The organism is Streptomyces sp. NPDC014864 (assembly GCF_043081525.1).
GTDB lineage: Bacteria > Actinomycetota > Actinomycetes > Streptomycetales > Streptomycetaceae > Streptomyces.
In genome coordinates, this window is the sequence record NZ_JBIBWT010000015.1 from 183,201 (window position 1) to 201,911 (window position 18,711).

Here is an 18,711-nt window from a genome sequence, read left to right on the forward strand (position 1 = left end):
GCGCGTCCGTCCCTTCCCGCGCCGGTCACCCGAACGAAGCCCGCCCTCCACCATGACCGCACCTCACCCCACCGGCAAACGGGCACGGCGAGGGCGGCGCCGTAGCTCCGCGGACATGCGAAGACCCCGGGCGGCGTCCCTCCGGGTCTTCCCGGAGAAACCCCGGCCGGGGCCTCAAGACGTGTGCGTCAGTGCACGTGCGTCAGTGCGCGCACGCGGGTGTGTGGCAGGTCACGCGGCGACCACGTCCACCGCTTCGGCGGGCGCCTTGATGGTCACGCGTTCCGGCGGCACACCGGTCACCGACACGGAACCCAGCATCGGACGAACCGGCGTGGGTACGGTCTCGGTGGCCGCGGCAGACTGGGCCAGCTCGGCGAGGGCGAGCTCGTCGCTCACTTCCCGCATGAGTTCGGACATCCGTACGTCCAGCGCGTCGCAGATGGCGGAGAGCAGCTCGGAGGAAGCCTCCTTCTGCCCCCGCTCCACCTCGGAGAGATAGCCGAGTGAGACTCGGGCGGACGAGGAGACTTCGCGCAGAGTACGGCCCTGGCGCTGGCGCTGCCGACGCAGCACGTCACCCAGCAGGCGACGGAGCAGAATCATCGGTGGCTCCCTCCTCGGACCGCGTAGCCGCATCCTTCACGCCCCACCGTACCGCCTCGCGCCGCGGCCGTGCGGGGAGCGATGTCGTGTTCACTCAGGGCTGCAAACATCAAAACCCCCCGTTCCGTTCCGTATCCTGTGCCCGCTCATTCCCGGTCTGTTCGCTCGCGAGCCGCTGGAGAAGCAGCGCGAGTACGCTCCGTACACTCTCCATACGAATTTCCGCCCGGCTGCCGTTCAACCGCAGCGAGGCCGTTTTCCCGCCGTGAAGGGCGCCTTTTTCCGCCTTCGAGGGCCCGTCCACGGCCACGAAGACCGTCCCGACGGGTTGCCCGTCCTGGGGTTCGGGGCCGGCCACTCCGGTGGTCGCGATGCCCCAGTCGGCCCCCAGCGCCTTGCGCACTCCGGCCGCCATCTGGGTCGCGACCTGCGGATCCACTGCTCCCCGCTCGGCCAGCAGGGTGGCGTCGACGCCGAGCAGCTCGTGCTTGAGCTCGGTGGCGTAGGCCGTCACCGAGCCCCGGAAGACCTTGGACGCCCCGGGCACCGTGGTGATCTCCGCAGCGACCAGGCCACCGGTCAGCGACTCGGCGACGGCGATCGTCTCGCCCCTCACCGTGAGTAGTCTCACCACTTCGGTGGCCGGGGAACTCACGCTTCCGACTCCTCCAACGCCGCCCGGCGCTCGGCGATTCCCCGCCTGCGCAGCACCACGGCCTGTCGCACGTAGTCGAGACCGGTCACCACGGTCAGGACGACCGCCACGGCCATCACCCAGAACCTCAGAGTGGCCAGCCACCCCGTCAGCGCCAGCACGTACATCCCGACGGCCACGCCCTGCGTGAGGGTCTTCAGCTTGCCGCCCCGGCTCGCGGGGATGACGCCGTAGCGGATGACGAGGAAACGCAGGAGGGTGACCCCGAGTTCCCGGCCGAGGATCACGGCGGTCACCCACCACGGCAGATCGCCCAGGCCGGAGAGGCAGATCAGCGCAGCCCCCATGATCGCCTTGTCGGCGATGGGATCGGCGATCTTCCCGAAGTCGGTGACGAGGTTGTAGGTCCGTGCCAGGTGCCCGTCGAACAGGTCGGTGATCATGGCGACCGCGAAGGCCGCCCAGGCGAGCGAGCGCCAGGCCGGGTCGTACCCGCCGCCGGCGAGCATCAGGGCGACGAAGCCGGGGACCAGCAGCAGTCGCAGCATCGTCAGCAGATTGGCGACGTTCCACACGCTGGCCTGGTTGACCGCGGCGGCCGCGATCTTCCCGCCGCGCAGCGGCCGGACACCACCCTCCTCACCGGCACCGGAGTCGACGTCGGCGGCACCGGCCGCACCGGCACCGCCACCGGAAGCGGAACCGGCACCACGCGAGTTACCAGCAACACCACCGGACGCGCCGGGAACTCCGGGCACACCGGAAACACCGGGCCCTCCGTCACCTCCGGCACCTCCGGAAGCACCGGACCCCCCCGGCGCGTCCCCGACGCCCCCGGACGCACCGGAACCAGCCGCCATCGCGGGAACACCCACCGGACCGCCGGACAAGGCGCCGGAACCAAGACGACCGGAAGCCCCACCCGCGTCGGCACGGCCCGAGACCGCCCCCCGCCCTCCGGAGGAGCCGCCTGCCGCGGATGCCGGGACTCCCGTCATCTGCCCGCCTCCTCACTCCACGCGAGCGAGCCCTGGAGCGGCTCCGCAACCAGGTCGACGCCTTCCGTACCGACCACCTTCGCCTCGACGATACGGCCGACGTCCAGGCCCCGGCCGCTCGTGAGCAGCACCTGGCCGTCGGTCTCCGGCGCCTGGTGCGCCGCACGGCCGTACACGCCCTCCTCGGTGTCGACCGACTCGACGAGCACGCGCACCGTCTCGCCGACGCGCTCCTCGGCGCGCTGCGAGACGAGCTCCTCCGCGAGCCGTGAGAGGTGGGCGAGCCGCTCGGCGACGACGTCCTCGTCGAGCTTGTTGTCGTAGCCGGCGGCCTCGGTGCCCTCCTCGTCGGAGTAGCCGAAGACGCCGATGGCGTCCAGGCGCGCGCCGTTCAGGAAGCGCTCCAGCTCGGCGAAGTCGGCCTCCGTCTCGCCGGGGAAGCCGACGATGAAGTTGGAGCGCACGCCGGCCTCGGGGGCCTTGGCGCGGATGGTGTCGAGCAGTTCCAGGAAGCGGTCGGTGTCGCCGAAGCGGCGCATGGCCCGCAGCACGCCGGGCGCGGAGTGCTGGAAGGACAGGTCGAAGTAGGGGGCGACCTTCGGGGTGGAGGTCAGCACGTCGATCAGACCGGGCCGCATCTCGGCGGGCTGGAGGTAGCTGACGCGGACACGCTCGATGCCGTCGACCTCGGCGAGCTCGGGCAGCAGGGACTCCAGCAGGCGGATGTCGCCCAGGTCCTTGCCGTAGGAGGTGTTGTTCTCGGAGACCAGCATGACCTCCTTGACGCCCTGCTCGGCCAGCCACCGCGTCTCGTTGAGCACGTCGCTCGGGCGGCGGGAGATGAAGGAGCCGCGGAAGGACGGGATGGCGCAGAAGGAGCAGCGCCGGTCGCAGCCGGAGGCGAGCTTCACCGAGGCGACCGGGGCGCCGTCCAGGCGGCGGCGCAGGGGGGCGCGGGGGCCCGACTCCGGGGCGAGCCCCTCCGGGAGGTCCGCGGGGGCGCCGTGCCCGGGCAGGGCGACGTCGGTCGCGGAGTGCCGCTCGGCCGGGCTGATCGGCAGCAGCCTGCGGCGGTCCCGCGGGGTGTGCGCGGCGTGGATGCCGCCGGACAGGATGGTCTGCAGGCGGTCGGAGATGTTCGTGTAGTCGTCGAAGCCGAGCACGCCGTCGGCCTCGGGAAGGGCCTCGGCGAGCTCCTTGCCGTAGCGCTCGGCCATGCAGCCGACCGCGACCACCGCCTGCGTTCTGCCCTGGCCCTTGAGGTCGTTGGCCTCCAGGAGGGCGTCGACGGAGTCCTTCTTGGCGGCTTCCACGAAACCACAGGTGTTGACCACGGCGACGTCCGCTTCCGCGGCGTCCTCCACGAGCTGCCAGCCGTCCGCCTCCAAACGGCCTGCGAGCTCCTCCGAGTCCACCTCGTTACGGGCGCAGCCGAGAGTGACGAGTGCGACGGTACGGCGTTCAGGCATGGGCTCAAGACTACTTCGTCCCGCTGACACCCCACGTCGACGGGGTTGGCCGATCTTGGCCAACCCCGTCACAAGCGCACCCCTTGGACCCCTCGCGGGCCTATCCGACCTGCGGGTCGCCCTTGGTGTATGTGAGGCGTTCCACGGCGCCCGGCTGGAACTGGTCCTCGATCTTCTTGCCGTTGACGAAGAGCTGGATCGCTCCGGCGTCACCGAGGATGAGGTTGATCTCGGAGTTGTCCTGGAAGGTCTTGGAGTCGCCCTTCTTGAGCAGCCCGTCGAAGAGCATCCGGCCGTTGTGGTCCTTGGCGGAGATCCAGCTGCGTCCGCCCGTGGCGCTGACCTTGACGGTGACCTTGTCCTGCGGGGCGGCCGCGATGGCGCTGTCGGAGGGCTCGGGCTTCTGGTCGGCGGGCTTGCTGCTCTTGGGCGTGGGCGAGGCCGGCTTGCCGGGCGTCGGTGTGGATCCCTCGGCGACCTGGGTCCCGGCGCCGTCGCCGGAGTCGCCGCCCGTGAAGGCGGTGAAGCCCACGAAGCCGACCACGGCGACGATCGCGGCGACCATGGCCGCGGTCCAGTTCGGGCCGCGCCGCTCCGGGCGGATGCGTTCCGCCTCGAACAGGGGGGCGGCCGGGGTGGGGGCGGGGCTCCCGCCGTGCTGGGTGCCGTACCGCGCGAGCAGCGGGGCGGGGTCGAGGTGCACGGCCTTCGCCAGGGTCCGGATGTGCCCGCGCGCGTAGACGTCTCCGCCGCAGGGGGCGAAGTTGTCGGCCTCGATGGCGTGCACGATGGCGATGCGGACCCGCGTGGCGCTGCTGACGTCGTCGACGGTCAGCCCGGCGGCGATACGAGCCTGCCGCAGGGCCTGGCCGATGGAGGGGCGGTCTTCCTCGGAAACGTCTTCGAACGGACGCTCGTCTTCAGGGGAGTTGCCGATGGACACGGGGGCGCCTTTCGAGCGTGTAGCCGCCTGTGCTGGAGGTTCAGTCTAGGGGGGTGCGAAAGGTGGAGCGACCCGGCGGTACGACTTTGTACGCCATCGGAATGGCCGGACAATCCGATGGTGGGACAGATCCGGCGCCCAGCGTGGGACCCGCGCCCGTCCTTTCGCTCAACTTGACGTATGTCCAGGGGAAACGGTTGCCCGTCGGTCTCTAACGGGTGGATCACGGTGCACGCACCCCACCCACCCGCAGTAAGCGGATCCGCCGGACGGCCGTTTTGCTGCTACCCCGCGGACTCCCCGCGAATCACGGCCAGCACACCGTCCAGGTCATCGGGTTTCACGAGAACGTCACGTGCCTTGGAGCCCTCGCTGGGGCCGACGATGTTCCGCGACTCCATGAGGTCCATCAGCCGTCCGGCCTTGGCGAAGCCGACTCGCAGCTTGCGCTGGAGCATGGAGGTCGACCCGAACTGGGTGGAGACGACCAGTTCGGCCGCCTGGCACAGCAGGTCGAGGTCGTCGCCGATGTCCTCGTCGATCTCCTTCTTCTGCTTGGTGCCCACGGTGACGTCGTCCCGGAAGACGGGCGCCATCTGGTCCTTGCAGTGCCGGACGACGGCCGCGATCTCCTCCTCGGTGACGAACGCGCCCTGCATACGGGTCGGCTTGTTCGCGCCCATCGGCAGGAAGAGCCCGTCGCCCTTGCCGATCAGCTTCTCGGCTCCGGGCTGGTCGAGGATGACGCGCGAGTCGGCCAGCGAGGAGGTGGCGAACGCGAGCCGCGAGGGCACGTTCGCCTTGATCAGACCGGTGACGACGTCGACCGAGGGCCGCTGGGTGGCGAGCACCAGGTGGATGCCGGCGGCCCGCGCGAGCTGGGTGATGCGCACGATCGCGTCCTCGACGTCGCGCGGCGCGACCATCATCAGGTCGGCGAGCTCGTCGACGATCACCAGCAGGTACGGGTACGGCTGCAGCTCCCGCTCGCTGCCCTCGGGGGGCTTGACCTTCCCCTCGCGCACGGCGCGGTTGAAGTCGTCGATGTGCCGGAAGCCGTACGCCGCGAGGTCGTCGTACCGCAGGTCCATCTCCCGGACGACCCACTGGAGCGCCTCGGCGGCCCGCTTGGGGTTGGTGATGATCGGCGTGATCAGGTGCGGGATGCCCTCGTACGCGGTGAGCTCGACGCGCTTGGGGTCGACCAGGATCAACCGGACGTCCTCGGGCGTGGCCCGCATCATGACCGAGGTGATCAGGCAGTTGATGCAGGACGACTTGCCGGAACCGGTCGCGCCGGCGACCAGCATGTGCGGCATCTTCGCCAGCGAGTGCATCACGTAGCCGCCCTCGACGTCCTTGCCGAACGCGACGAGCATCGGGTCGTCGTCCTCCGCCGACTCCGCCAGGCGCAGCACGTCGCCGAGGTTGACCATCTCCCGGTCGGTGTTGGGGATCTCGATGCCGACCGCGGACTTGCCGGGGATCGGGCTGATGATCCGGACGTCCGGGCTGGCGACGGCGTACGCGATGTTCTTGGTGAGCGCGGTGATGCGCTCGACCTTGACGGCGGGCCCGAGTTCGACCTCGTACCGCGTGACCGTCGGCCCGCGCGTGAAGCCGGTGACGCGGGCGTCGACCTTGAACTCGGTGAAGACGGTGGTCAGGGAGTCGACGATCGCGTCGTTGGCCGCGCTGCGCGACTTGCCCGGGCCGCCGCGCTCCAGCAGGTCCAGCGGGGGCAGGGAGTAGGTGATGTCGCCGGACAGCTGGAGCTGCTCGGCGCGCGGCGGCAGCTCGCGGGTCTCGGTGGGCGGTTTCTTGGTGAGGTCGGGGACGCCGGCCGGTTGCTCGTCCTGCGGAGGCCGGGGGGCCGCGGCGGCCTTGGCGGGGCGGCCGGCCGCCTCGTCCCGGTCGGGGCGGGCGGCGGGGGTGTCCTGCTCGGGGCGGGCGGCCGGGACGGGGGTCGGGGTCGTCTCCACGCGGTCGCCCCCGCTCACGCCCTGGGTGAGGTCGGCGACGACCTGCGAGGGGGGCATGCCGTGCAGGACCGCGCCGTCGAGCGCCGCCGCGGCGGCCGCGGCGACGTCCACGGCGTCCATCCGCCGCCCCATGTCGGGCTGCGGCACGGCGGAACGCCGGGGGCGGTCGCGGCGCTTGGCGAGTGCCTCCTGCTCCGCGCCCTCGGGGTCGTACGCCTGAGGGGCGCTCTGGCGCTTGCGGGGGCGCTCGGGCAGCGCCTCGCGCCACTGCTCGTCGTAGCGCGCGTCGTCCTCGGCGTACTCCAGTTCGTCGTCCTCGGGCTCGGGCAGGATGCCGAGCTTCACCCCGAGCAGCCGCAGCCGCTGCGGGATCGCGTTGACCGGGGTGGCCGTGACGACCAGCAGGCCGAAGACCGTGAGCAGCACGAGCAGCGGCACGGCGAGCACGTCGCCCATGGCGTACGTCAGCGGGGTCGCCGCGCCCCATCCGATGAGACCGCCGGCGTCCCTTATGGCCTGCATGCCGTCGCCGCGGGCGGGGGAGCCGCAGGCGATGTGGACCTGGCCGAGCACGCCGATGAGGAGCGCGGACAGGCCGATCACGATGCGGCCGTTGGCCTCCGGCTGCTCGGGGTGCCGGATGAAGCGCACGGCGACGACCGCGAGCAGCAGCGGCACGAGCAGGTCCAGGCGGCCGAAGGCCCCGGTCACCAGGATCTCGACCAGGTCGCCGACGGGGCCGCGCAGGTCGGCCCAGGTGCCGGCGGCGACGATCAGCGCGACCGCGAGCAGCAGCAGGGCGACGCCGTCCTTGCGGTGCGCGGGGTCGAGGTTCCTGGCGCCCTGCCCTATGCCGCGGAACACGGCGCCGACGGCGTGCGCGAGGCCGAGCCAGAGGGCGCGCACGAGCCGGTAGATGCCCCCGGTCGGACTCGGCGCCGGCCGGGGCGCGGGCGCCTTGGCCGCGGCCTTCCTGGCGGGTGCCTTGCGCGCCGGGGCCTTCTTGGCGGGGGCCCTCTTCGCAGCGGCGGCCTTCTTCGCCGCAGCCTTCACGGGAGCGGCCGCCTTCCTGACGGGCTGCTTCTTGGCTGCGGAGGGACGTGAGGCCATAGGTGTGAGGTTACCGGTGGAGACGGCGCCGGACACGTGTGCCCAGTGCTTCACCCGTTCGTGTCGTGCCGACGGGGTCGGGAAACTGACGGCACCTCACGAGGCGACGGGCGGTCACCCCGCACACGACGAACAGCACATCCGACATGTCCGGAAGGTGCCGAACGTCCGGGCGGCGCGGGTCAGTTCGTCGACGAGACCGAGGAGGTGCTGCCCGCCCCCGGCTCCAGGGCGTCCAACGCCCGCCGCAGGCCGGTCAGCTTGCGCTCCAGATGGGCCGCCGTGGCCACCGCGGCCGCGTCCGCCGAGTCGTCGTCGAGCTGCTTGGACAGCGCCTCGGCCTGCTCCTCCACGGCCGCGAGGCGGGCGGACAGCTCGGCGAGCAGCCCCGCCGCCTCCTTGCCCTCACCGACACCGGCCTTGCCGCCGCCCTCCAGCTGGAGCCGCAGCAGGGCCGCCTGCTCCTTCAGCTGGCAGTTCTTCATGTACAGGTCGACGAAGACGGAGACCTTGGCGCGCAGCACCCACGGGTCGAAGGGCTTGGAGATGTAGTCCACGGCGCCCGCCGCATACCCGCGGAACGTGTGGTGCGGCCCGTGATTGATCGCGGTGAGGAAGATGATCGGGATGTCCCGGGTCCTCTCCCGCCGCTTGATGTGCGCCGCCGTCTCGAAGCCGTCCATGCCCGGCATCTGCACGTCGAGCAGAATCACCGCGAAGTCGTCCGTGAGCAGCGCTTTGAGCGCCTCCTCCCCGGACGATGCCCGCACCAGTGTCTGATCGAGCGCGGAGAGGATGGCCTCCAGCGCCAGCAGATTCTCCGGCCGGTCATCGACCAGGAGGATCTTGGCCTTCTGCACCATGGCCCGCCCTCCTCGCCCCGGCGTGGGGCCACCCCTGTCCGCGTGAACCGGGGAGGCACCCGCGGGTACCGCCCCAGGGGACGGCTCCCTTACGCCGTCCGTCCTTGTGCCGGTCATCGTAGCCGCACCCCGCCCGTCGCCACACCCTGTCACCGTGATGTCACTGTGCATGTCCTTGTGCCCGGAGCGGAAACGTAGCGGGAGACCAGAAGGTTCCCCGAATCCCGTGCTCCTACACGACTTCGGCCACACCGCGTCAGCGACTCCGCGTGCACACCCCTGGTTCTCCCCGCCGTCACTCCACCCGCATCCACTGCCGCATCACCGCCAGCAGGTGATCGGGGTCGACCGGCTTGGTGACGTAGTCGGAGGCGCCCGACTCGATCGCCTTCTCGCGGTCGCCCTTCATCGCCTTGGCGGTCAGCGCGATGATCGGGAGCCCGGCGAACTGCGGCATCCGGCGGATCGCCGTGGTCGTCGCGTAACCGTCCATCTCCGGCATCATGATGTCCATCAGCACCACCGCCACGTCGTCGTGCTGCTCCAGGACCTCGATGCCCTCACGGCCGTTCTCCGCGTACAGCACGGACAGCCCGTGCTGCTCCAGGACGCTGGTCAGCGCGAACACGTTGCGGATGTCGTCGTCGACGATCAGGACCTTCTCGCCGCCGAACCGCGCGTCGCGGTGTCCCTGCCCGGCCGCCTCCTGCTCCCGGGCGGCCGGCCACTGCTCCGGCACCTGCCTGCCCTGCACCGCGGGCCGCGGCGTGGCGGACGGCAGCGCCCGGCGGCGGCGCCGGAACAGGGCCGCGGCCCCGTTCTGCGTCTCCTGGTACGACTTCACCTCCGCCGGCGTCTCGATCTCCGCGGCGGACAGCTCGGACAGGTCGGACGGCGACGACTCCGAGGACACGACCAACTCGTCGGCGTTCAGCGCCGATCCGGGCTGCTGGTAGCCCTGCGGGGGCAGTTCGCCCGGGTGCAGCGGCAGGTACAGCGTGAACGTCGAGCCGCGGCCCGGCTCGCTCTGCGCGTGGATCTCGCCGCCGAGCAGCTGCGCGATCTCCCGCGAGATGGACAACCCCAGGCCCGTACCCCCGTACTTGCGGCTGGTGGTGCCGTCAGCCTGCTTGAACGCCTCGAAGATGACCCGCATCTTGCTGCCCGCGATGCCGATACCGGTGTCGGTGACCGAGAAGGCGATCATCTCCGCGTCCGGGTCGGTCAGCGAGCCCGTCTCCAGCAACTGCTCCCGGATCGCCTGCGGGACGTCGCCCCGCGCGGGCCGGATGACCAGCTCCACCGAACCGGAGTCGGTGAACTTCACCGCGTTGGACAGCAGGTTGCGCAGCACCTGCAGCAGCCGCTGCTCGTCGGTGTGCAGGGTGGCGGGCAGTTCCGGCGACACCCGCACCGACAGGTCCAGGCCCTTCTCCGCGGTCAGCGGCCGGAAGGTGGCCTCCACGTAGTCGATCAGCTGGACCAGTGCGATACGCGTCGGCGAGACGTCCATCTTGCCCGCCTCGACCTTCGACAGGTCCAGGATGTCGTTGATCAGCTGGAGCAGGTCGGAGCCCGCGCCGTGGATCGTCTCGGCGAACTCCACCTGCTTCGGCGAGAGGTTCCCCTCCGCGTTGTCGGCGAGCAACTTTGCCAGGATCAGCAGGGAGTTGAGCGGGGTGCGCAACTCGTGCGACATGTTGGCCAGGAACTCGCTGCGGTAGCGCATGGAGACCGCGAGCTGCTCGGCCCGCTCCTCCAGGACCTGCCGCGCCTCCTCGATCTCGGAGTTCTTCGCCTCGATGTCGCGGTTCTGCTGGGCCAGCAGTTCGGCCTTCTCCTCCAGCTCGGCGTTGGACGCCTGCAGAGCCTTCTGCCGCTGCTCCAGCTCCTCCGAGCGCAGCCGAAGCTGCTCGGTCAGCTCCTGCGACTGCTTCAGCAGCAGCTCGGTCTTGGTGTTGACGGAGATGGTGTTGACGCTGGTGGCGATCATCTCCGCGATCTGGTTGAGGAAGTCCTTCTGGATCTGCGTGAAGGGGGTGAAGGACGCCAGCTCGATCACACCGAGCACCTTCCCCTCGAACAGCACCGGCAGCACGATCACCTGCGCGGGCGGCGCCTCGCCCAGCCCGGAGGAGATCTTCAGATAGCCGCTGGGCGCGTTCTCCACGAGGATCGTGCGCTTCTCCTGCGCGGCCGTGCCGATCAGCGCCTCACCCGGCCCGAACGACGTCGGCATGGAGCCCATCGAGTAGCCGTACGAGCCGAGCATCCGCAGCTCGTACTCGTCCCCGCTGTCACCGCCGAGTTCCGTGCCGTCGGCCGGCGACATCGCGACGAAGAACGCGCCGTGCTGCGCGGAGACCACCGGCGTCAGCTCGCTCATGATCAGCGAGGCCACGTCCTGAAGATCGCGCCGGCCCTGCATCAGGGCGGAGATGCGCGCCAGGTTGCCCTTCAGCCAGTCCTGCTCCTTGTTGGCGATCGTGGTGTCGCGCAGGTTGGCGATCATCTTGTTGATGTAGTCCTGGAGTTCCTGGATCTCACCGGAGGCGTCGACGTCGATCTTCAGGTTCAGGTCGCCGCGGGTCACCGCGGTCGCCACGCGCGCGATGGCACGCACCTGCCGGGTCAGGTTCCCGGCCATCTCGTTCACCGACTCCGTCAGGTCGCGCCAGGTGCCGTCCACGTCCCGCACGCGGGCCTGACCGCCGAGCTGACCCTCCGTACCCACCTCACGGGCCACGCGCGTGACCTCCTCGGCGAAGGAGGACAGCTGGTCGACCATCGTGTTGATCGTGGTCTTCAGCTCCAGGATCTCGCCGCGCGCGTCGATGTCGATCTTCTTGGTCAGATCGCCCTTGGCGATGGCGGTGGTGACCATGGCGATGTTGCGCACCTGGCCGGTCAGGTTGGACGCCATCTGGTTCACGGACTCGGTGAGGTCCTTCCAGGTGCCGGCCACCCCCGGAACATAGGCCTGCCCGCCGAGGATGCCGTCCGTGCCCACCTCGCGGGCCACCTTGGTGACCTGGTCGGCGAACGAACTCAGCGTCTTCACCATGGTGTTGAAGGTGTCCGCGAGCTGCGCGACCTCACCGCGCGCCTCGATCGTCACCGTCCGCGTCAGGTCGCCGTTGGCCACCGCGGCCGCGACCTGGGAGATGTTGCGCACCTGCATGGTCAGGTTGTTGGCCATCAGGTTGACGTTGTCGCTGAGGTCCTTCCAGATGCCCACGACGCCCGGCACGTGCGCCTGCCCGCCGAGGATGCCCTCGGTGCCCACCTCACGGGCCACCCGGGTCACCTGCTCGGCGAACGACGACAGCTGGTCGACCATCGTGTTCACGGTGGTGACCAGCTCGAGGATCTCGCCCTTGGCGTCGACGGTGATCTTCTTCGACAGATCGCCCTTGGCGACCGCCGTGGTGACCTCGGCGATGTTGCGGACCTGGATGGTCAGGTTGTTCGCCATGAAGTTCACCGACTGGGTGAGGTCCTTCCAGGTGCCGGAGACGCCCTGGACCTCGGCCTGACCGCCGAGGATGCCCTCCGTGCCCACCTCACGGGCCACCCGCGTGACCTCCTGGGCGAACGACGACAGCTGGCCCACCATCGTGTTCAGGGTGTTCTTCAGCTCCAGGATCTCCCCGCGCGCGTCCACGGTGATCTTCTGGGACAGGTCACCGCGCGCCACGGCGGTGGCGACCTGCGCGATGTTGCGCACCTGGGCCGTCAGGTTCCCGGCCATGCCGTTCACCGAGTCGGTCAGGTCCCGCCACACACCGGCGACGCCGGGAACCTGCGCCTGACCGCCCAGCCGGCCCTCCGTGCCCACCTCACGCGCGACCCGGGTGACCTGGTCGGCGAAGGCGGAGAGCTGGTCCACCATCGTGTTGATGGTGTTCTTCAGCTCCAGGATCTCCCCGCGCGCGTCGACGTCGATCTTCTGGGACAGGTCACCGCGCGCCACCGCCGTCGTCACCTGGGCGATCTGCCGCACCTGGGAGGTGAGGTTCCCGGCCATGAAGTTGACGGAGTCGGTCAGCTCCTTCCACGTGCCGGAGACGCCGTCCACCTGCGCCTGACCGCCGAGCCGGCCCTCCGTGCCCACGTCCCGGGCCATCCGGGTCACCTGGTCGGCGAAGGACGACAGCTGGTCCACCATCGTGTTCACGGTGTTCTTCAGCTGGAGCATCTCGCCGGAGACGTCCACCGTGACCTTCTGCGACAGATCGCCGTTGGCCACCGCCGTCGTCACCTGGGCGATGTTCCTCACCTGACCGGTGAGGTTGCGGAACGCGGTGTTGACGGAGTCCGTCAGGTCCTTCCACGTCCCCGCGGCCCCCGCCACCTGCGCCTGACCGCCCAGCTCACCCTCGACCCCGATCTCCCGCGCCACCCGCGTGACCTCGGCACCGAACGACGACAGCTGGTCGACCATGCCGTTGACGGTGTTCTTCAGCTCCAGCATCTCGCCGGCCACGTCCACGGTGACCTTCTGCGACAGGTCACCGCTGGCCACCGCGGTCGTCACCGCGGCGATGTCCCGAACCTGCGTGGTGAGGTTGCGGAAGACCGTGTTGACCGAGTCGGTCAGGTCCTTCCACGTGCCCGCCGCGCCCGGCACGTTCGCCTGCCCGCCGAGGCGGCCCTCGGCGCCCACCTCGTTCGCCACGCGCGTGACCTCGTCGGCGAAGATCCGCAGCGTCTCCGTCATCTGGTTGATCGTCTCGGCGAGCTGCGCGACCTCGCCACGCGCCGGAACCGTCACCTTCTGCGACAGGTCGCCGTTGGCGACCGCCGTGGTGACCTGCGCGATCCCGCGCACCTGGGCCGTCAGGTTCCCGGCCATCAGGTTCACCGAGTCGGTGAGCTCCTTCCACGTGCCGTCCACCCCGGGCACATGCGCCTGGCCGCCGAGGATGCCGTCCGTGCCGACCTCCCGGGCGACCCGCGTCACCTCGGAGGAGAAGGCCGAGAGCTGGTCGACCATCGTGTTGACGGTGTTCTTCAGCTCCAGCATCTCGCCGGCCACGTGCACGGTGACCTTGCGCGACAGATCACCCTTGGCGACCGCCGTGGTCACCAGCGCGATGTCCCGCACCTGCGCGGTCAGCCGGTACGCCATGGTGTTGACCGAGTCGGTGAGGTCCTTCCACGACCCGGACATGCCCCGCACCTGGGCCTGCCCGCCCAGCTTGCCCTCGGTGCCCACCTCGCTGGCCACCCGCGTGACCTCGTCGGTGAACGTCGACAGCTGGTCGACCAGGTTGTTGACCGTCCGCCCGACCTTCAGGAACTCCCCGCGCAGCGGATGCCCGGCCCCCTCCGGCGTCTGCGAGCGCAGCTCCATCCGGGGCGACAGGTCGCCCTCGGCCACCGCCGACAGCACTCGGCCGACCTCGGACACGGGCCGTACGAGATCGTCGACGAGCGCGTTGGAGTTGTCGATCGCGGTGGCCCAGGAGCCCTCGCAGGCACCCGTCTCCAGGCGCTCGGTGAGTTTGCCCTCACGCCCGACCATGCGCCGCACCCGCGACAGCTCACCGGTCAGATGCAGATTGCGGTCGGCGACCTCGTTGAAGACCGCCGCGATCTCCGACATCACGCCGTCCCCGGACACCGTGAGCCGCTTGCGGAAGTTCCCGTCGCGCATGGAGACGAGCGCGGCGAGCAGCCGGTTCAAGGCAGCCGTGTCGACCGCGGTGGTCCCGCCGCGAGGTTTGCGCTGGCTGCTCAGGGACTGTCCGCCCTTCGCGCGCGTCTTAGTGCTCCGCGCCGCTGCGCCAGACTCCACTGTGTCCCTCCCGCAAGGGTCGACCATTCACGCTCTGTGCCCGGGTGTCACCCGGCGTACCAGTTACTGCTCCGTATTCCTGCACGATGTAATCAGGTCACCTGAAGGGTTGCTGCCCCCCATGCGAAGACCACACTCAGCCTGCCCGGACCTTCACCGGAAGCTTGCCCAGTGTTTCACCCCGGCCGAACCAGGCCATAACAGTTCGGCAGCTTCGCACACCGTCCGCACACTCTCCGGGCGGAAACACTGCTGACCGGCATCCGCGGGGGCAGGGAAGGTAAGTAACCTTGCATGCGGCTGTCCAGCCACGCCGGTCCGGTCCGGCCTGGGCGGTGGCACGGAACGAGCGGGCATGGAGGCGGCCGCACACAATGACCACCGGAGTGATCCCGGGGGGACAGTCCCCGGAGCCACGGCCGACCGATCCGCAGCTGCCCGAGCAGCGGCGCGAGCCGGGCGGCCACGGACCCCTGCACGTCGACAACCGGACGAGGAGTGCTGTGATCACCGCGCGCGCGGCCGCCAGCTTCGAGCCCGTCGGACGATCGGTCGCGACCGCCCGCTCCTTCGTCCGCGACACCCTCCAGGGGTGGGGTTTCGGCGACATCGTCGACGACGCCGTGGTCCTGACCAGCGAACTGGTCACCAACGCCGTCGTCCACGCGGGCACCGCCGCCGACGTCCTGTGCCTGCGCAGCGACGCGGGGGTGCGGATCGAGGTCGCCGACCGCTACCCCGAGCGGGAGATCCCGCTCCAGGGCGCGGCGATCAACATGGGCAGCCCCGACCGCGAGGGCGGACGGGGCCTCCAGCTGTGCGCCGCCCTGGCCGGCCGCTGGGGCGTGGAGTACACGCCCACGCACAAGAACGTCTGGTTCCTGCTGGACCTGCCCGAGCGCCCGGTCGGCACCCGCGCCGCCGGCCCCGCCCTCCCCGCCGCGATGCTCCCCCTCGCCGACGGCCGGGTCCGCGTGGCCGTCGTCCAGATCGACCGCGGCGGCTCCATCACGTCCTGGAACGAGGACGCGGAGACCCTCTTCGGCTACGCCGCCGAGCAGGTCACCGGCAAGCCGCTCACCGACCTCGCGGCCTGGCCGCACACCCCGGGCACCGGCACCGGCATCGCGGAGGCGCTCCGGCTCTCCCGCTGGGAGGGCAGCTACGGCATCCGCGGCGCCCACGGCCGCGTCATCCCCGTCTACGCCTCACACCTGCGCGTCCGCGACACCGGCGGCGAGCCGTCAACCGTGTGCCTGCTGGTGCAGGATCACGAACGGGCCGTTCTGCAGACCCCGTCACGGGTCCCGGCGTCCACCGACGCGGGCACCGCCCCCGACGGCCAGAGCGCCGACCCGTTCGAGGTGTTCATCGGCTCCCCCGCCCCCGACGACCTCGACGGCCTGCTGCAGCGCACCGTGGAACGCGCCCGCGACATGCTCGACGCCGACGCGGCCTTCCTCCTCCTCGCGACCGACGACGAGACGGAGCTGGAGGTCCGCGCCTCGACCGGCCTGCCCTCCGCCCGCCAGCGCTTCGCCCGCGTCCCCGTCGAGGCCGGCCCCGGCCGCTACGGCTCCGCCCGGATGCCGGCCGTCCACGACGACCTGGCGGCCGTACCGGGCGCCGTGCCGCTGCTGCACGGCACCGGCATGCGCTCGGTCGTCACCGTCCCCCTCAAGGTCGAGGGCCGTCTCACCGGCTCCCTCGGCGTCGCCGCGGAGGCCCCCGGCAGATACTCCAACGAGGAGGCGCTGCGTCTGCAGTTCGCCGCCGACCGGATCGCCCTGGCCGTCGAGTCGGCCCGCCTCGGCGAACTGGAGCGGCTGCGCCGGGGCTCGCTCAGCTTCCTGGTCGAGGCCTCCGACCTGCTCGCGGGCACCCTGGACCGCGACCAGACCCTGGCCCTGATGGCACAGATGACGGTCCCGACCCTGGCCACCTGGTGCGCCGTCTACACGATCGCCGACCAGGCCTCCGAGCCGTACCTGTCGTACGTCCTGCACGAGGACGAGGACCTGATCGACGGGATCAAGTCGCTGCTGTCGAAGGTGCCGCCGCCGGACCCGGTCCCCACCCCCGGCGCCCGGATCTGGACGACCCCGGCCGAGGCGGCCCACCAGGCCGCGCTGCGCACCTCCATGCGCAGCCTCGGTCTCGGCGACTCGCCCCACCGGGTCGGTACCTCCGTCGGCCCGACCCTGGCGACGGCCTCCGCGATCGGCGGCGAGACGGTCGTCCTGCCCCTGGTCGCCCGCAACCGCGTCATCGGCATGCTGACCCTCGGCAAGCCCACCGACGAGCACTTCCGCCAGGAGATCCTGGAACTGGCCGAGGACCTGAGCCGCCGGGCCGCCCTGGCCCTGGACAACGCCCGCCTGTACTCGGAGCGCACGGCGATCAGCCAGTCCCTCCAGCGCAGCCTCCTGCCGCCCGGCCTGCCCGAGGTCGCCGGCGTGGAGGTCGACGTCATCTACCGCGCGGCCGGCGAGGGCAACGAGGTCGGCGGCGACTTCTACGATCTCTTCCCCATCCGCGACGGCGCCTACGGCTTCGCCATCGGCGACGTCTGCGGTACGGGACCGGAGGCGGCGGCGGTCACCGGCCTGGCCCGGCACGCGCTCCGGCTGCTGGCCCGCGAGGGCTTCGGCGGCCCCGCGGTCCTGCAGCGCCTGAACTCCGCGATCCTCGACGAGGGCGCCCGCAGCCGCTTCCTGACCCTGCTCTACGGCGAGCTGTGGCCCCAGGAGGACGGCAGCGCGGTCCTGAAGGTGGTCTGCGCCGGTCATCCGCTGCCCCTGCGTCTGCGCCAGGACGGCACGGTCGAGCCGGCCGCCGAACCCCAGCCGCTCCTCGGCGTCATGGAGGACCTGGAACTGTACGAGCAGACGGTCACGCTGGACCCGGGCGACGTCCTGCTGTGCGTCACGGACGGCGTCACCGAGCGCCGCGAGGGCACCCGGATGCTGGGCGACGACGGCCTCGCGGACGTCCTCACCACCTGCACGGGCCTGACGGCCGGCGCGGTGGCGGCCCGCATCATGCGCGCCGTGGAGCGCTTCGCGTCGGACGCGCCGTCGGACGACATGGCGATCCTGGCGATGCGGGTCCCGGAGATCATGACGGACTGAGGCGGCGGACCGACCCGGCGGACCAACCGTCCGGGCCGGACGCGGACATGCGCGCGGATATGCGAAAGGCCCCACCCGGAAGGGTGAGGCCTTTTTGCTGGAGCCCCCAAACGGAATCGAACCGTTGACCTTCTCCTTACCATGGAGACGCTCTACCGACTGAGCTATAGGGGCCGGTCGCCTTCTGCGAGGTTTCCCTCGCGGCAACGGAATAGATCATACCCCGAACGAAGTCGTGCTCCCAACCACGAACGGTCCGTCACGCGACCTGTCACGGACGGCTGTCAGAGCGCGGGCTGCAGCAGTCCGCCGAGCGCGTTGCAAGCGGAGACGATCCGCTGCATCTCCCGCCGGGTCAACGCGGCGTCCACCGGCAGCGCGAGCGTCTCCTCCGCGGCCCGTTCGGTCTCCGGCAGGGACACGCACCGCCGGTACTCGGGCAGCCGGTGCACGGGGGTCTTCACGGGCACCCGGCAGTCAACTCCCCTGGACCGTATCGCCCGTGCGAAGGCGTCCCGGTCCGGCCGGCCGTTCCCCGGCACCCGCACCACGTACTGCTGGTAGGTGTGCCCGGCGCCGCCGTCCGGCGTACGCACGCCCCGCAACTTCGCGTCCAGATAGGCGGCCCGTTCCCTGCGCTGGGCCGTCTCGTCGTACGGCGCCTCGGACTCCGCCTGTTCCAGCACCAGCAGACCGTGCCGCCGTCCGAGCGCGTGCAGTCGCGCGATCTCGGCCGACCGCCCGAAGCGGTGTACGGCAACAACGCCCGCTGTCCGCGGAGTTACGACCGCCTCGACTGCGGTCACGTCGAGGCAGTACGTCAGCGGATCTATGTCGGCGAACACCGGCAGCGCGCCGACCTGAACCACGGCCTCGGTGACTTCCACGTTCCCGAACGCCGGTACGACGACCTCGTCACCGATTCCGACGCCGGCAGCCCTGAGCAGTGCAGCAGTACCCATGCCACGGATGCTGGTTGCGCAACGTGAACTTCAAGTGACGGCAAACAAAAAAGGGTTGGACCCGGAACCGAAGTTCGGGGTCCAACCCTTTGAAGAATTGTTCGGCGGTGTCCTACTCTCCCACAGGGTCCCCCCTGCAGTACCATCGGCGCTGTGAGGCTTAGCTTCCGGGTTCGGAATGTAACCGGGCGT

General features: G+C 70.6%; 10 protein-coding genes, 1 tRNA gene and 1 rRNA gene. 1 reads left to right on the forward strand and 11 read right to left on the reverse strand.

The genetic code is table 11. The features are described from left to right. Window positions 1-231: 231 nt before the first annotated feature. The 8 genes from ACF1A5_RS25645 to ACF1A5_RS25680 form a co-directional block, all read right to left on the reverse strand. Window positions 232-606 carry a helix-turn-helix domain-containing protein gene (locus tag ACF1A5_RS25645; protein WP_392195211.1) on the reverse strand — a complete coding sequence of 125 codons (375 nt, stop codon included), beginning with the start codon at window positions 604-606 and terminating at the stop codon, window positions 232-234. Window positions 607-715: 109 nt separating this feature from the next. After that, a complete protein-coding gene (locus ACF1A5_RS25650) occupies window positions 716-1,261 on the reverse strand; it encodes a CinA family protein (RefSeq protein ID WP_392195212.1) in 546 nt (181 codons plus the stop codon). Then, window positions 1,258-2,121 (reverse strand): CDP-diacylglycerol--glycerol-3-phosphate 3-phosphatidyltransferase, encoded by an 864-nt coding sequence (gene pgsA / locus ACF1A5_RS25655; RefSeq protein WP_392195213.1) that lies wholly within the window; start codon window positions 2,119-2,121, stop codon window positions 1,258-1,260. The genes ACF1A5_RS25650 and pgsA overlap by 4 nt, the downstream gene beginning before the upstream one ends. Before the next feature lie 134 nt (window positions 2,122-2,255). Next, a complete protein-coding gene (rimO, locus tag ACF1A5_RS25660) occupies window positions 2,256-3,728 on the reverse strand; it encodes a 30S ribosomal protein S12 methylthiotransferase RimO (RefSeq protein WP_392195214.1) in 1,473 nt (490 codons plus the stop codon). Window positions 3,729-3,828: 100 nt separating this feature from the next. Next, on the reverse strand, window positions 3,829-4,671 hold the full coding sequence (locus ACF1A5_RS25665; protein ID WP_392195215.1) for a helix-turn-helix domain-containing protein: 843 nt from the start codon (window positions 4,669-4,671) through the stop codon (window positions 3,829-3,831). 284 nt (window positions 4,672-4,955) lie between these two features. Continuing rightward, window positions 4,956-7,763, reverse strand: coding sequence for a DNA translocase FtsK (locus tag ACF1A5_RS25670; RefSeq protein ID WP_392195216.1), 2,808 nt, complete (start codon window positions 7,761-7,763; stop codon window positions 4,956-4,958). Between the two features lie 182 nt (window positions 7,764-7,945). Beyond that, the gene (locus tag ACF1A5_RS25675; protein WP_392195217.1) at window positions 7,946-8,626 is read right to left on the reverse strand and encodes a two-component system response regulator; all 681 of its coding nucleotides are present in this window, start codon (window positions 8,624-8,626) and stop codon (window positions 7,946-7,948) included. A 295-nt stretch (window positions 8,627-8,921) separates the two neighbouring features. Next, entirely contained in the window at window positions 8,922-14,426 is a 5,505-nt protein-coding gene (locus tag ACF1A5_RS25680; protein ID WP_392195218.1) for a HAMP domain-containing protein, read from the reverse strand. Window positions 14,427-14,800: 374 nt separating this feature from the next. Between ACF1A5_RS25680 and ACF1A5_RS25685 the strand changes: the two genes are divergently transcribed. Continuing rightward, entirely contained in the window at window positions 14,801-17,557 is a 2,757-nt protein-coding gene (locus ACF1A5_RS25685) for a SpoIIE family protein phosphatase (protein ID WP_392195219.1), read from the forward strand. A 98-nt stretch (window positions 17,558-17,655) separates the two neighbouring features. Here the strand turns inward: ACF1A5_RS25685 and ACF1A5_RS25690 are convergent. From ACF1A5_RS25690 to rrf, 3 genes are all read right to left on the reverse strand, one after another. Continuing rightward, window positions 17,656-17,731: transfer RNA gene (locus tag ACF1A5_RS25690), tRNA-Thr, on the reverse strand. A gap of 110 nt (window positions 17,732-17,841) precedes the next feature. Then, window positions 17,842-18,504: a DegT/DnrJ/EryC1/StrS family aminotransferase gene (locus tag ACF1A5_RS25695; RefSeq protein ID WP_392195228.1), complete on the reverse strand. Its 663-nt coding sequence runs from the start codon at window positions 18,502-18,504 to the stop codon at window positions 17,842-17,844. Between the two features lie 114 nt (window positions 18,505-18,618). Continuing rightward, a 5S ribosomal RNA gene (gene rrf / locus ACF1A5_RS25700) occupies window positions 18,619-18,711 on the reverse strand; the annotation flags it as partial.

Bases quoted from the DNA above. Each gene is read 5' to 3' on its own strand.
- ACF1A5_RS25645 (WP_392195211.1), bottom strand. From the start codon at position 606: ATGATTCTGCTCCGTCGCCTGCTGGGTGACGTGCTGCGTCGGCAGCGC.
- pgsA (WP_392195213.1), bottom strand. From the start codon at position 2,121: ATGGCGGCTGGTTCCGGTGCGTCCGGGGGCGTCGGGGACGCGCCGGGG.
- rimO (WP_392195214.1), bottom strand. From the start codon at position 3,728: ATGCCTGAACGCCGTACCGTCGCACTCGTCACTCTCGGCTGCGCCCGT.
- ACF1A5_RS25670 (WP_392195216.1), bottom strand. From the start codon at position 7,763: ATGGCCTCACGTCCCTCCGCAGCCAAGAAGCAGCCCGTCAGGAAGGCG.
- ACF1A5_RS25675 (WP_392195217.1), bottom strand. From the start codon at position 8,626: ATGGTGCAGAAGGCCAAGATCCTCCTGGTCGATGACCGGCCGGAGAAT.
- ACF1A5_RS25685 (WP_392195219.1), top strand. From the start codon at position 14,801: ATGACCACCGGAGTGATCCCGGGGGGACAGTCCCCGGAGCCACGGCCG.